This is a genomic window from Burkholderia sp. AU38729, from assembly GCF_020419725.1.
Classification (GTDB): domain Bacteria; phylum Pseudomonadota; class Gammaproteobacteria; order Burkholderiales; family Burkholderiaceae; genus Burkholderia.
This window is the reverse complement of the sequence record NZ_JAIZQO010000002.1, coordinates 697,925-712,092: the sequence shown is the minus strand read 5'-3', so window position 1 is coordinate 712,092 and position 14,168 is coordinate 697,925. Positions and strand designations below refer to the sequence as shown.

General features: G+C 68.0%; 10 protein-coding genes. 8 read left to right on the top strand and 2 right to left on the bottom strand.

Translation table 11 applies throughout. From position 1 onward, the window contains the following. Positions 1 to 65: 65 nt before the first annotated feature. The 3 genes from LGM56_RS08175 (at position 66) to LGM56_RS08165 (ending at position 4,559) form a co-directional block, all read left to right on the top strand. Complete coding sequence (locus LGM56_RS08175) at positions 66 to 2,198, top strand: TonB-dependent copper receptor (RefSeq protein ID WP_226204018.1); 2,133 nt, start codon at positions 66 to 68, stop codon at positions 2,196 to 2,198. Positions 2,199 to 2,426: 228 nt separating this feature from the next. Next, positions 2,427 to 3,521: a triacylglycerol lipase gene (locus LGM56_RS08170; RefSeq protein WP_226204016.1), complete on the top strand. Its 1,095-nt coding sequence runs from the start codon at positions 2,427 to 2,429 to the stop codon at positions 3,519 to 3,521. Positions 3,522 to 3,524: 3 nt separating this feature from the next. Next, positions 3,525 to 4,559, top strand: coding sequence for a lipase secretion chaperone (locus LGM56_RS08165; RefSeq protein WP_089497378.1), 1,035 nt, complete (start codon positions 3,525 to 3,527; stop codon positions 4,557 to 4,559). Positions 4,560 to 4,595: 36 nt separating this feature from the next. Here LGM56_RS08165 and LGM56_RS08160 read toward each other — a convergent pair whose 3' ends face one another. Beyond that, a complete protein-coding gene (locus LGM56_RS08160; RefSeq protein WP_089427972.1) occupies positions 4,596 to 6,119 on the bottom strand; it encodes a PLP-dependent aminotransferase family protein in 1,524 nt (507 codons plus the stop codon). Between the two features lie 108 nt (positions 6,120 to 6,227). Here LGM56_RS08160 and LGM56_RS08155 point away from each other — a divergent pair, with 108 nt between their 5' ends. The 5 genes from LGM56_RS08155 to LGM56_RS08135 all read left to right on the top strand — a co-directional run bounded on the left by LGM56_RS08155 (position 6,228) and on the right by LGM56_RS08135 (position 12,319). Further along, entirely contained in the window at positions 6,228 to 7,334 is a 1,107-nt protein-coding gene (locus LGM56_RS08155) for an ABC transporter ATP-binding protein (protein WP_089427971.1), read from the top strand. A gap of 78 nt (positions 7,335 to 7,412) precedes the next feature. After that, positions 7,413 to 8,459 (top strand): ABC transporter substrate-binding protein, encoded by a 1,047-nt coding sequence (locus LGM56_RS08150; RefSeq protein WP_089427970.1) that lies wholly within the window; start codon positions 7,413 to 7,415, stop codon positions 8,457 to 8,459. 102 nt (positions 8,460 to 8,561) lie between these two features. Continuing rightward, on the top strand, positions 8,562 to 9,818 hold the full coding sequence (locus tag LGM56_RS08145) for an ABC transporter permease (protein WP_226204234.1): 1,257 nt from the start codon (positions 8,562 to 8,564) through the stop codon (positions 9,816 to 9,818). A 37-nt stretch (positions 9,819 to 9,855) separates the two neighbouring features. After that, a complete protein-coding gene (locus tag LGM56_RS08140) occupies positions 9,856 to 10,692 on the top strand; it encodes an ABC transporter permease (protein WP_226204012.1) in 837 nt (278 codons plus the stop codon). A 208-nt stretch (positions 10,693 to 10,900) separates the two neighbouring features. Continuing rightward, positions 10,901 to 12,319: an MFS transporter gene (locus LGM56_RS08135; protein WP_226204008.1), complete on the top strand. Its 1,419-nt coding sequence runs from the start codon at positions 10,901 to 10,903 to the stop codon at positions 12,317 to 12,319. Between the two features lie 106 nt (positions 12,320 to 12,425). Here the strand turns inward: LGM56_RS08135 and LGM56_RS08130 are convergent, their stop codons facing one another. Further along, positions 12,426 to 14,159 carry a protease pro-enzyme activation domain-containing protein gene (locus LGM56_RS08130; RefSeq protein WP_226204005.1) on the bottom strand — a complete coding sequence of 578 codons (1,734 nt, stop codon included), beginning with the start codon at positions 14,157 to 14,159 and terminating at the stop codon, positions 12,426 to 12,428. Between the last annotated feature and the right edge of the window lie 9 nt (positions 14,160 to 14,168).

Here is a 14,168-nt window from a genome sequence, read left to right as displayed (position 1 = left end):
ATTCATCGCCGATATCCGTGCGGCCCGTCGAGGCCGCGTGGAGGGCGTCACTCGGGCTTTCGATCATGACCATTTTCCAGTTGCGTACGCCGCGGGCGTCACGCAATCCCGGTGCGCGGCGCATGCCGCGCGTGCTGAAACTCACCGTTCCCGCGCTCGCTGTCGGCGCATTGGCCGCGAGCGCCGCGGCCGCCGAAACGGCGCGCGCATCCGGCGCGCCGACCGGCGAGACGGCCGCGCCGTTGCCGGCCATCGAAGTCGTCGCATCGCCGCTGTCGACGCCGCTCGTCGTCGTCACGGATCCGAAGACTCCGCGTCAGCCGCTGCCCGCCAGCGACGGCGCGGATTACCTGAAAACGATCCCCGGTTTCACGTCGATCCGCAGCGGCGGCACCAACGGCGACCTCGTGCTGCGCGGGATGTTCGGCTCGCGGCTGAACATCCTGGCGAACGGGATGTCGACGCTCGGCGCATGTCCGGGCCGGATGGACGCGCCGACGTCGTATATCGCGCCGGAAAGCTATGACAAGGTCACCGTCGTGAAGGGGCCGCAGACCGTGCTGTACGGTCCCGGCGGGTCGGCCGGCACCGTGATGTTCGAGCGCGTGACGCCGCGCTTCGACAAGCCCGGCATGCGCTTCGACGGCAGCCTGGTCGGCGGGTCGTTCGGCCGCAACGACCAGAACATCGACGTGACGGCCGGCACGCCGGACGTCTATGGCCGCGTGACCGCGAACCACGCGCATTCGCAGGACTACAAGGACGGCAACGGCAACACCGTGCCGTCGCAGTGGGACAAGTGGAACGCCGATGCGGCGCTCGGCTGGACGCCGGACGACCATACACGCGTCGAGCTGACCGCCGGCACCGGCGACGGCTATGCGCGCTACGCGGGGCGCGGGATGGACGGCGCGCATTTCCGCCGCGAGACGTTCGGCCTGTCGTTCGACAAGCAGCATCTCGGCGACGTGCTCGACCGGATCGAAGCGCGCGTGTACTACAACGAAGCCGATCACGTGATGGACAACTATACGTTGCGGCAACCGGACCCGACCAGCAGCATGCCGATGCGGATGGCGTCGGAAGTGCGGCGGCGCACGTTCGGCGCGCGCGCGGCCGCGACGTTCCGCTTTGCCGACGACTTCAAGCTCGTGACGGGCGTCGATGCGCAATCGAACCGGCTCGACTCGCGCTCGGCGATGGGGCGGCAGAACTACGGCGACAAGCCGTGGGATGCGCAGGCGACGATGTGGAACGCAGGCGTGTTCGGCGAGCTGACGTGGTATGCGAGCGACGTGTCGCGCGTGATCGGCGGCGCGCGCGTCGACTATGCGAGCGCACGCGACAAGCGCGCGACGACGAGCGGCATGATGAAGCGCATGCCGAACCCGACCTTCGACGACGATCGCACGCGCGTGCTGCCGAGCGGTTTCGTCCGCTACGAGCGCGATCTCGCGTCGCTGCCGGTCACGTGGTACGCGGGCGTCGGCCATACGGAACGCTATCCCGACTACTGGGAGCTGTTTTCCGCGAAGCGCGGGCCGGCCGGTTCGATCAACGCGTTCTCGGCGGTGCAACCGGAGAAGACCACGCAGCTCGACATCGGCGCGCAATACAAGAGCGAACGGCTCGATGCGTGGGTGTCGGCGTATGCGGGTTATGTTCAGGACTTCATCCTGTTCAACTACGCGGCCGGCATGATGGGCCCGACCACGCAGGCAACCAACGTCAACGCGCAGATCATGGGTGGCGAAGCGGGCGTGTCGTGGAAACCGGTTTCGCCGCTGCGCGTCGAGACGTCGCTCGCGTATGCGTGGGGGCGCAACGTCGCAACCGGCGAGCCGTTGCCGCAGATGCCGCCGCTCGAGGCACGCATCGGGCTCGAATACACGCGGGGCGCGTGGTCGGCGGGGGGGCTGTGGCGCATCGTTGCGCCGCAGCATCGCTATGCCCTGAACGAGGGCAACGTGGTCGGCAAGGACTTCGGCCCGAGCGCCGGATTCGGTGTGCTCTCGCTGCATACGCAATACAACGTCAGCAAGACCGTGCAGATCTCGGTCGGCGTCGACAACGTGCTGAACAAGGCCTACACCGAGCACCTGAATCTCGCCGGCAACGCGGGCTTCGGCTATCCGGCGAACTCGCCGGTGATGGAGCCGGGCCGGACCGCATGGGTGCGTGTGAGTGCGAAGCTTTGACGCATCGCGCGTGTGCATTGCAGCATGCGCACGCATGAACGCGGCCCCGCCCGAACCGGTGGGCCGCGTCAACCGATTAGAGAACCGTGTCTAGTCAGGGCGCAAACGTTCGCGACTCGTGATTCACTCCCGCATTCGACGCACACGGTGGTCGCGATGTGGGCGACGCATAGTGCGTATCGATCCGGCTTCATTCGCACCGGCAGCACAATAATCAGGAGAACATGCATGGCCAATACGATGCGTTCCAGGGTGGTGGCAGGGGCAGTGGCATGCGCGATGAGCATCGCGCCGTTCGCGGGGACGACTGCGGCAATGACGCTCGCGACGACGCACGCGGCGATGGCGGCGACCGCGCCCGCCGACGGCTACGCGGCGACGCGTTATCCGATCATCCTCGTGCACGGGCTCACCGGTACCGACAAGTACGCCGGCGTGCTCGATTATTGGTACGGCATCCAGGAAGACCTGCAGCAGAACGGGGCGACCGTCTACGTCGCGAACCTGTCGGGTTTCCAGAGCGATGACGGCCCGAACGGGCGCGGCGAGCAGTTGCTCGCTTACGTGAAGACGGTACTCGCGGCGACGGGCGCGACCAAGATCAATCTCGTCGGCCACAGCCAGGGCGGCCTCTCGTCGCGCTATGTCGCGGCCGTCGCGCCCGATCTCGTCGCGTCGGTGACGACGATCGGCACGCCGCATCGCGGCTCCGAGTTCGCCGACTTCGTGCAGAACGTGCTTGCGTACGATCCGACCGGACTTTCGTCATCGGTGATCGCCGCGTTCGTCAATGTGTTCGGGATCCTGACGAGCAGCACCCACAACACGAACCAGGACGCGCTCGCCGCACTGCAGACGCTGACCACCGCACGCGCCGCCACGTACAACCAGAACTACCCGAGTGCGGGCCTGGGTGCGCCGGGCAGTTGCCAGACCGGCGCGCCGACCGAAACCGTCGGCGGCAACACGCACCTGCTGTACTCGTGGGCCGGCACGGCGATCCAGCCGACACTCTCCGTGTTGGGTGTCACGGGCGCCACGGACACGAGCACCCTTCCGGTCGTCGATCCGGCGAACGCACTCGATCTGTCGACGCTCGCGCTGCTCGGCACGGGCACGGTGATGATCAACCGCGGCTCCGGGCAGAACGACGGGGTCGTGTCGAAGTGCAGTGCGCTGTACGGCAAGGTGCTGAGCACGAGCTACAAGTGGAACCATCTCGACGAGATCAACCAGCTGCTCGGCGTGCGCGGCGCGTATGCGGAAGATCCGGTCGCGGTGATCCGCACGCATGCGAACCGTCTGAAGCTGGCGGGCGTGTAATCGATGACGGCACGTGAAGGACGCGCGCCGCTGGCGCGGCGTGCCGTGGTCTACGGTGTCGTGGGGCTGGCGGCGATTGCCGGTGTGGCGATGTGGAGCGGCGCGGGCTGGCATCGAGGGACAGGCGCCGGCGGCGAGTCGCCGGATGCGGCGGCGGTGGGTAGCGTGGCTGCCGCACCGCCGCAGGCCGCCATGCCGGCAAGCGCGGGCCTGCCGCCGTCGCTCGCCGGCTCCAGCGCGCCCCGGTTGCCGCTCGATGTCGGCGGCCATCTCGCGAAGTCGCGCGCGGTGCGCGACTTCTTCGACTACTGCCTGACCGCGCAGAGCGACCTGAGTGCGACCGCGCTCGATGCGTTCGTCGCGCGGGAGATTGCCGCGCAACTCGACGGCACCGTGGCGCAGGCCGAGGCGCTCGACGTATGGCACCGCTATCGCGCCTATCTCGACGCACTCGCGAAGCTGCGCGATGCCGGCGCGGTCGACAAGTCCGATCTCGGCGCGCTGCAGCTCGCGCTCGACCAGCGTGCGTCGATTGCATATCGCACGCTCGGTGACTGGAGCCAGCCGTTTTTCGGCGCGGAGCAGTGGCGGCAGCGCTACGACCTCGCGCGGCTGAAGATCACGCAGGATCGGACGCTGACGGATGTGCAGAAGGCCGAACGACTCGCGGCGCTCGAACAGCAGATGCCGGCCGACGAGCGCGCCGCGCAGCAGCGCATCGATAAGCAGCGCGCCGCGATCGACCAGATCGCGCAATTGCAGAAGAGCGGGGCGACGCCCGATGCGATGCGCGCGCAACTGACGCAGACGCTCGGCGCCGAAGCCGCCGCGCGCGTCGCGCAGTTGCAGCAGGACGACGCATCGTGGCAAAGCCGCTATACGGACTATGCGGCGCAGCGTGCGCAGATCGAGTCGGCGGGCCTGTCGCCGCAGGATCGCGACGCGCAGATCGCCGCGCTGCGGCAGCGCGTGTTCACGAAGCCCGGCGAAGCCGTGCGCGCGGCATCGCTCGATCGCGGGGCGGGCAGCGCGCGGTAAGGTGAGAAGCGCGGGCGGCGCGGCGCATGAGCGCCGCTATGCCGCGCGCGTGAGGTCCCGCGGCAGGTGTCGCTCGATGGTATTCGCGAGCGTGTCGAACGCGGGGCCGATGCCTTCGTGCGGGACGCACGCATAGCCGAGCAACAGGCCGCGCCGCGCGGTGTCGAGGCTGCTGTAGTAGCTGGTGAGCGGGCGCACGATCACGCCCGCATCGAACGCGCTCTGCGTGACCGCGCGATCGTCGCAGGCGTCGGGCAGGCCGAGCACGAGATGCAGGCCTGCCTCGTCGCCCATCACGGGCAGCGCGTCGCCGAAGCGCGCGCGGATCGCATCGATCATCAGTTGCCGGCGCTCGCCGTACAGCGTGCGCATTCGTCTGACGTGCGAAGTCAGGTGGCCGTCCATGATGAATTCGGCGAGCACGGCCTGCTGCATCAGCTGGCCCTCGCGGTACAGCTCCGACAGCCCGGTGCGGAACGTGTCGACCAGATGCTCGGGCACGACCATGTAGCCCATCCGCAGCCCCGGGAACAGCATCTTGCCGAGGCTGCCGACGTAGATCACGCGGCCGCCGTCGTCGAGCCCCTGCAGCGACGCGAGCGGGCGGCTGCCGTAGCGGAACTCGCTGTCGTAGTCGTCCTCGATGATCCAGCAGCGGTGCTGGCGCGCGTATTCGAGCAGCATCCGGCGTCGCGCGAGGCTCATCACCATCCCGAGCGGGTACTGATGCGACGGCGTGACGAGCACGAGCCGCGGCGGATGCTGCATGTCGCTGGCACGCGGGTCGAGCCCTTCCTGGTCGACCGGCACCGGCGTCAGCGTGAGGCCGGCCGCCTGCAATACGCTGCGCACGCCCCAGTAGCACGGCTCCTCGACCCATGCGCGATCGCCGATGTCGGACAGCAGCCGCACCGCGAGATCGATCGACTGGTGGATGCCCGTCGTGATGATCACCTGGTCCGGCGAGCATTTGACCGAGCGCGCGACGCGCAGGTAATCGGCGAGCGCCCGCCGCAACGGCCGGTAGCCGCCGCCCGGCGCATAGGTCAGCAGCTCGGGATTCGCCTCCTTCCACAGCCGCGCCTGCAGGCGGCTCCACGTCCGGCTCGGGAATTCCGACACGTCCGGCACGCCCGGCATGAACGCACCCCACTGGCGCCGCGACACGCCCGCATGCTCGATCAGTTGCCGGCCCCGCATCGACAGGCCGCCCTGCGCGTCCGGCAGCGGTGGTTCATCGGCGCTCGACGGCGGCGGCGCGGCGCCCGGCACGTGGATCGCGGCGGCGTCCGGCCGCGTGTCGGCCACATAGGTGCCGCTGCCGGTGGTCGTCAGCACGTAGCCTTCGGCCGTCAGCTGGTCGTACACGTGCAGCACGGTATTGCGCGCGATCGACAGGTCGGCCGCGAGCGTGCGCGAACTCGGCAGCTTTGTCCCTGGCCCCAATTCCCCGGTCAGGATGGCCTGCTGCATCTGCTGCAGCAACTGCCGGTACATCGGCTCGGGCGAGCTGCGGTCGAGGCGGGCGGAAAGCCAGTCGGCGAGGATCACGGTATCCAAAGTGGTCCTACTAGTAATATTGAAATGGTTCCCTATTGTAGAACCGTGGGCGCCGTATAGTGGCTCGCATCTCAAAATCAATTGTCGCGAAGCAAGGGGACAGCCACGATGAAGTCCGATGATGTGATCGTCAGCTTTCGCGGCGTGCGGAAGACCTACGACGGCGAGACGCTGGTCGTCAAATCGCTCGACCTCGATATCCACCGCGGGGAATTCCTGACGCTGCTCGGGCCATCGGGCTCGGGCAAGACCACCTGCCTGATGATGCTGGCCGGCTTCGAATTCCCGACCGGCGGCGAGATCCGCCTCGACGGCGAGTTGCTGAACAACGTGCCGCCGCACAAGCGCAACATCGGCATGGTGTTCCAGAACTACGCGCTGTTTCCGCACCTGACGGTCGAGCAGAACGTCGCGTATCCGCTGACCGTGCGCAAGCTGCCGGCGGCCGAGCGCGCGGAACGCGTCGCGCACGCGCTGAAGATGGTGCAGATGGAGCGCTTCGCGAAGCGCTACCCGGCGCAGTTGTCGGGCGGCCAGCAGCAGCGCATCGCGCTGGCGCGCGCGCTCGTGTTCGAGCCGAAGCTGGTGCTGATGGACGAGCCGCTCGGCGCGCTCGACAAGCAGTTGCGCGAACACATGCAGTACGAACTGAAGGCGCTGCACGAAAAACTCGGCGTGACTTTCGTGTACGTGACGCACGACCAGGGCGAGGCGCTGACGATGTCCGATCGCGTCGCCGTGTTCGACAAGGGCATCGTGCAGCAGCTCGACACCGTCGACCGCCTGTACGAATCGCCGTGCAACGAATTCGTCGCGAACTTCATCGGCGACAGCAACCGGCTGCGCGGCACCATCGCGCGCGTCGACGGCGAATTCTGCGAATTCCGGCTCGACGACGGCACGAAGCTCGTCGGCCGCCGCATCGGCGATGCGGCCGAGGGAGCGCCGGCCGTCGCGTGCATCCGCCCCGAACGCATGAGCCTCGCCGCGCACGGCGCGAACGGGCACGCGAACGGCGCGGCCGCCAACCAGCTGAGCGGCGAGGCGCGAAGCCTCATCTATTTCGGCGACCACGTGCGCATGCGCTGCGCGCTGCCCGGCCAGGACGAATGCTTCGTGAAGGTGCCGCTCGGCACCGGCGCGCTCGATGCGTTCTCGCCCGGCGCACCGGTCGCGCTCGCGTTCTCGCCCGAACACCTGCGCGTGTTCGCTTGAGCAGGGTTTCCCCCGATTTTCCGTAGCACGTCGTCAACAACAACTGCCCACTTCCACCACGAGAGGAGAGGAACCACCATGAACCGAGCACGCATTACCGCACGGCGCACCGCGCTGGCATTGGCGCTCGCCGTCGTCGGCGCATCGGCATCGGCTGCCGAACTCACGGTCGTCAACTTCGGCGGCGCGAACGGCGACGCCCAGAAGGCCGCGTTCAACCAGCCGTTCGAGAAGGCGACCGGCAACAAGGTCACGGCCGTCGAATACAACGGCGAGCAGGCGAAAGTGAAGGCGATGGTCGAGGCGAAGCACGTCAACTGGGACGTGGTCGAAGTCGAATCGGGCGACCTGAACCGCGGCTGCGACGAAGGGCTGTACGAGAAGCTCGACTGGTCGAAGATCGCGAAGAAGTCCGACCTGATTCCGGAAGCGCCGCAGGTGTGCGGCGTCGGCTTCTTCGTGTGGTCGACGGCGCTGTCGTACAACGCGGACAAGCTGAAATCGGCGCCGACCGGCTGGGCCGATTTCTGGAACGTGAAGAAATTCCCCGGCAAGCGCGGCATGCGCAAGGGCGCGCGCTACAACCTCGAATTCGCGCTGATGGCCGACGGCGTTGCGCCGAAGGACGTGTACAAGGTGCTCGGCACGAAGGCCGGCCAGGACCGCGCGTTCAAGAAGCTCGACGAGCTGAAGCCGAACATCCAGTGGTGGGAAGCGGGCGCGCAGCCGCCGCAGTTCCTCGTCGCCGGCGACGTCGTGATGTCGACCGCGTACAACGGCCGCATCGACGCCGCGCAGAAGGAAGGCAAGAACCTGAAGGTCGTGTGGAACGGCAGCATCTACGACCTCGACTACTGGGCGATTCCGAAGGGCTCGCCGAACAAGGCGCTGGCCGAGCAGTACATCGCGTACACACTGACGCCGAAGCCGCAGCAGGGCTACGCGCAGCACATCGCGTACGGCCCGACGAACATCGCGGCGATCAAGTCGCTCGACGCGAAGACGCTCGCGAACCTGCCGAACTCGCCGGCCAACGGCAAGAACGCGGTGCTGGAAGACATCGGCTTCTGGACCGACCACAGCGACGAGCTCGAGCAGCGTTTCGCCGCGTGGGCGACGAAGTAACCGTCGTTCAGGCATCCTGATGCAACCGGCCGCGCGACGCGTCGATCGTGTCGCGCGGCCTTCCGCCGGATCGTGCCCGGCCGGAGAGAACCGTTGAATACGATGACGATCGCGCCTTCCTCGCCGTCGAACGCCGCGCTCAAGCGCGAGCTGAAGGCCGCCGAGGCCCGCAAGCGCACGATGGCACTGCTGCTGGTCGCGCCGCTCGCGATTTTCCTGCTGCTGATTTTCGTCGTGCCGATCGGCACGCTGCTCACGCGCGCGGTGCAGAACCCCGAGATCGCCGCCGCGCTGCCGAACACGATCCGGGCGCTGTCGGGCTGGGACCGCAAGGCGCCGCCGGTCGACGCCGCGTATGTCGCGCTCGCGGCCGACATGACGAAGGTGGCCGACAGCGAGGCGATGGGGGCGCTCGCGAGGCGCCTGAACACCGAGATTCCCGGCTATCGCTCGCTCGTCGCGAAGACGGCGCGCGCGATGCCGCTGAAGGGCGACAATGATGCCGCACTGACACCCGCGCAGACGCGCGACAAGCTGGTCGAGCTCGATTCGCGCTGGGGCGATGCCGCATACTGGCAGGCGATCGCGAAGAACGGCAGCGCGTATTCGCCGTTCTACCTGCTCGCCGCGCTCGACCACAAGCAGGACGGCTTCGGCCACATCGTGCAGGCCGACCCCGACCAGTCGATCTATCTCGCGATCTTCGGCCGCACGTTCGTGATCGGTGTCGCCGTCACGCTGTTCGCGCTGCTGCTCGGCTATCCGCTCGCGTACTGGATCTCGACGCTGTCGGAGCGGCGTGCCAACCTCGTGATGATCCTCGTGCTGATTCCGTTCTGGACGTCGGTGCTCGTGCGCGTCGCCGCATGGATCGTGCTGCTGCAGAGCGAAGGGCTCATCAATACGGCGCTGATCGGCAGCGGGCTGATCTCGCATCCGCTGACGCTGCTGTTCAACCGCGTCGGCGTGTACATCTCGATGACGCACATCCTGCTGCCGTTCATGATCCTGCCGCTCTACAGCGTGATGAAGTCGATCCCGCCGACCTACCAGCGCGCGGCCGTGTCGCTCGGCAGCCATCCGTTCGCCGCGTTCTGGCGCGTGTACGTGCCGCAGACCTACCCGGGCGTCGGCGCGGGCGCATTGCTCGTGTTCATTCTCGCGATCGGCTACTACATCACGCCCGCGCTGCTCGGCGGGCCGAACGACCAGATGGTCAGCTACTACGTCGCGTACTTCACGAACGTGACGATCAACTGGGGCATGGCGTGCGCGCTCGGCGGGCTGCTGCTCGCGGCGACGCTCGTGCTGTACGCGGTGTACGGGCGCTTCACGCGCACCAACGTGAGCCTCGGCTGAGCGCCGCGTGCAACGAAACGGGAAGGGGAATCCGACCATGAAACTCGCCAGGCCGCTGTTCGCGCCGCACATGTCGTTCGTCGAGCGCGCATGGTACGTCGCATTGCGCGTGCTCGTCGTGCTGACGCTGCTGTACCTGATCCTGCCGGTGCTCGCGATCGTGCCGCTGTCGTTCTCGTCGAGCACGTTCCTCGTCTATCCGATCCCGGGCTTCTCGATGCGCTGGTACGAGAACCTGATCGCATCGGACGAGTGGCGGATGGCCGCGAAGAACAGCTTCATCGTCGCGCCGTCGGCGACCGTCGTCGCGACGGTGCTCGGCACGCTTGCCGCGATCGGTCTCACGAAGGCCGACTTCCGCGGCAAGGCGCTGCTGATGGCCGTGCTGCTGTCGCCGATGATCGTGCCGGTCGTCGTGGTCGGTGTCGGCATGTACCTGTTCTTCGCGCCGCTCGGGCTCGCGAACACCTACACGGGGCTGATCGCCGCGCACGCGGCGCTCGGCGTGCCGTTCGTCGTGACGACGGTTGCGGCAACCCTGCAGGGCTTCAACCAGAACCTCGTGCGCGCGAGCCTGTCGCTCGGCGCCAATCCGGTGTCGACGTTCTTTCGCGTGACGCTGCCGGTGATCGCACCGGGTGTGATGTCCGGCGCGCTGTTCGCGTTCGCGACGTCGTTCGACGAAGTCGTCGTCACGCTGTTCCTCGCGGGCGCGGACCAGACGACGCTGCCGCGCCAGATGTTCACCGGCATCCGCGAGAACATCAGCCCGACGATCGCTGCGCTCGCAACGATCCTGATCATCTTCTCGACGAGCCTGCTGCTGGCGCTCGAATGGCTGCGCGGCCGCAATGCGCGGCGCGCGGTGACCTGACGCGGCGAGCCTGCGTGGCCGTGCATCCTGCGCGGCCATGCATTTGCTTTCATTTCGCTGACCGACGAGGCGGCCGCCTGCACGTTCGATGGGGCTCTGCAACAATACGGGGCGCGGCGGCGCGCGTTCCGAGCGGTGCGTCCGGAACGCCGCCGCGAGTCCAATCCGCGACGCGGCGCAACGCGTCGCTCGTCAGCCGAGCCGCATCTTGTCCGAATTCGCTTCCCCCGCCGGCGCGCATGAGCCGGCCGTCAACTGGCGTGCGATGTCCGCCGTGCTGCTGGCCGTCGCGCTCGCGACGCTCGACACCGCGATCGCGAACACCGCGCTGCCCGCGATCGCCGCCGACCTGCATGCATCGCCGGCCGCGTCCGTATGGATCATCAACGCGTACCAGCTCGCGATGGTCGCGACGCTGCTGCCGTTCGCGTCGCTCGGCGACATCGTCGGCCACAAGCGCGTGTATGTCGCCGGGCTCGCGGTGTTCACGGTTGCGTCGCTCGGCTGCTCGCTCGCGTCGACGCTGCCGATGCTGACGGCCGCGCGGATCGTGCAGGGCTTCGGCGCGAGCGCGATCATGAGCGTGAACGTCGCGCTGATCCGCGGCCTGTTTCCCGCGCACCGGCTCGGGCGCGGCGTCGGCTTCAACGCGCTCGTGGTCGGCGTGTCGTTCGCGGTGGGGCCGACCATCGCGTCGCTGATCCTGTCGGTCGCCGCATGGCCGTGGCTGTTCGCGGTGAACGTGCCGCTCGGCGTGTTCGCGCTTGCCGTGGCGATTCCGTCGCTGCCGCAGACGGCGCGCGGCAAGCATGCGTTCGATCCGGTCGCGGCGTTGTTCAACGTGATCACGTTCGCGTCGCTGATCTTCGCGCTCGGCGAGTTCGCGCAGCGCGGGCCGCTTTCCATCGTGTTCGCGGCGGCCGCGGTCGCGCTCACCTTCGGCTGGCTGCTGATCCGCCGTCAGGCCGGGCACCCGGCGCCGATGCTGCCGGTCGACCTGTTTCGCCGGCCGGTGTTCACGCTGTCCGCGCTGACCGCGGTGTGCGCGTTTGCCGCGCAGGGGCTCGCGTTCGTGTCGCTGCCGTTCTATTTCGAAACCGTCCAGCATCGCAATGCGGTCGAGACGGGCTTCCTGATGACGCCGTGGTCGGCGATCGTCGCGCTCGCCGCGCCGATCGCGGGGCGCTTGTCGGATCGCTATCCGCCGGGCCTGCTCGGCGCGATCGGTCTGGCGTTGCTGAGCGCGGGCATGGTGTCGCTCGCCGCGTTGCCGGCGGCGCCCGGCGTCATCGACATCGGCTGGCGGATGATGCTGTGCGGCGCGGGCTTCGGTTTCTTCCAGTCGCCGAACCTGAAGGCGCTGATGTCGAGCGCACCGCCCGAGCGCAGCGGCGGCGCGAGCGGGATCATCGCGACCGCACGGCTGATCGGGCAGGCGACGGGCGCGGCGCTCGTCGCGCTGTCGTTCGGGATCGCGGGGCGCCACGGGCCGACGCTCGCGCTGATGCTCGGCGCGGGCTTCGCCGGGGCCGCGAGCGTCGCGAGCGGATTGCGGCTCTTTGCGCCGTCGCATCGGGCCGGTGTGCCGGCTGCGCCGGAGCGCGTGGGCGAGCAGGCGACGGAGTAGGGTGGCGCGCGGTTGCGGCGCAAGCCGATGGCCGAACGACCATCGCGGGAAATTTTCGAGCCGGCACGCAACGAACCACCGCCGCGCGCCGGCCTTTACGCTTCGCTTAGAACCCGCCCGACTTGATCAGCTGGTTGAGGTTCGCGATGTTCAAGCTGCCGAAGCCGGTCGTGTAATCCCAGCCGGTGCCTGCGTTGTAGCCATACCCCTGATAGCCGTTGTTCCCCGACACCACGTCGTAGCGCACGAGCGACGGGTTCGACGGAATGTCGGCGTAGAACTTGCCGGCCGGGAAGCCGAGGCCCGTGCCGTTCGCTGCGAGCAGGCGCGCCCAGAGGCCGGTGAAGATCGGTGCGGCGAGGCTCGTGCCGCCGATCTGCTGCAACTGGCCGTAGTTGTAGATGTACGCGCCCGTGCTTTGCGCGGCGTCGAACGCGACGTCCGGCAACTGGCGGTTGCTGCCCGACTGCCACGACGGCGCGGGCAGGATCGTGCTGATGCCGCCGCCCGTCGCCCACAGCTTGCCGTTGCCGTCGAGCCCTTCGTTCCACACCGTCTCGCTCGAGAATGCGCCCGACGACGTCGTGTAGAGCGTCGTGCCGCCGATCGCGAGCACGTGCGGCGACGATGCCGGCCACGACACCGTGTAGTTCGAGCCGTCCGGATAGCCGCGGTTGTTGCACTCGTACACGCCTTCGTCACCCGACGAAACGGAGAACGTCTGGCCTTGCGCCGCGGCAGTCGTGAAGATCTGTTCCTCGGCGTCGAGCGTGCCGTCCGCGTTCGCATCGGTCTCGCACCAGCCGAGCGATACGTTGATCACCTTCGCGGTGTTGTCCGACACCACGCGGTTGAACGCCTGCGTGAGGCCCGTGTTGCCGCTCGCATTGAGGTCGGCCATGTAGAACACGAGCTTGCCGACCTGGCCGCCGGCCGAGCCGACGATCGACTGGCTGTCCAGATCCCATTCGCCCTGGCCGTCCTGGTCGTCGGTGTAGCTGCCGCCCGAGCCGTTGGTCTTGATGGTCTGCGTCGACACCGCCCCGTATCCGTTGCTCGACGTGAACTGCTTCAGGTCCTGCAGCGTCTGCGACACGCCGCCGATCGTGATGATGCCGACGGTGACGCCGGCTGCGGTCGGCACGCCGGTTGCGTTGTAGAGGCCCGGGAATTCCTTCGGATAGTGGCCGGTCGCCGTGCCGGCTGCCAGCGCCTGCGGCTTCGACACGTTGCCGATGCGCAGCAGCGGCCGCGCGTGTGCAACGTTCTGCAGCCCGAGCACCGAGCCGACGACGTCGCCGAGCGCGCGCGGCACCTGCGCAGTCGACGTGTTCGCGAAGCCCGAGTGACCCGCGTAGTCGAAGTGCACGAGCGACGTGTTGAATGCGGTCTTCACCGTGGCGGCCGTGCCGCTGGCGGAGACCAGCAGGCGGTTCGGCGCGACCTCGACGTTCACGAAGCCGCTCTTGTGTAGATAGTCGACGACCGACTTGACCTGCGCATCGGTCGGCGCGTAGTTGGCGAGGAACTGCTCGTGCGTGAGGTACTGGCGGTAATGCGCGCTGCCGGGCCGGTTCACGTCGCGCGCCAGTTGCTTGAGCTGCGCGGCGTTGCGCAGTTTCAGGCTGACGACGACGTTGGTCGTTTCACCGCCTGCCAGTTCGAGCGACGGCGCCGCGCTGCGCGCCATCAACTGCGGGCCGGTCAGAAAGGCCTTCGTATGCGTATCGACCCAATCCGTCGTCGCATGCGCCGCGGCGGCGGCGAACACGAACGGTGCCACGCACGCGAGGCGGCGGGGCGACGGAAGGGGAAGGGCAAACCAGGTGTTCCTTTTCATCGGGAGTCC